Below are 376 nucleotides of genomic sequence, written 5' to 3' on the forward strand. Positions count from 1 at the left end.
GCCCAAGGCGATGTGAACATCCAGGCGGGCGTCGCGGACAGTAACTGGAGCGAAGGCCGCCAGCACAGCTCGCGCAGCCTGCTGGGCTCCAAGACCAAGATCACCCGCGCCAGCCTGGAGGAAACGCAGGCCGTGTCCAGCACCTTCAGCGGCAACACCGTCGCGGTGCAGGGCCGGAACGTGACCGTCACAGGCAGCAACGTGGTGTCCGACGCGGGCACGACGATCGTCGCCCGCAACGACCTGACGATCCAGGCAGCCACCGAGACAGCCAGCCAGAGCCAGTTCAAGGAGACCAGGACCAGCGGTTTCCTCTACAACGGCGGCGTCGCCTTCACCCTCGGCAGCCAGATGCAGAGCGTGGATCGCAAGGACG

Annotated in this window: 1 protein-coding gene; it reads left to right on the plus strand. The window is 66.5% G+C overall.

From position 1 onward, the window contains the following. A partial coding sequence (locus tag KDH83_RS31960; protein WP_212323207.1) for a hemagglutinin repeat-containing protein occupies window positions 1-376 on the plus strand: 376 nt, incomplete at both ends.

This window comes from Achromobacter sp. Marseille-Q0513 (assembly GCF_018195695.1).
GTDB lineage: Bacteria > Pseudomonadota > Gammaproteobacteria > Burkholderiales > Burkholderiaceae_B > Achromobacter.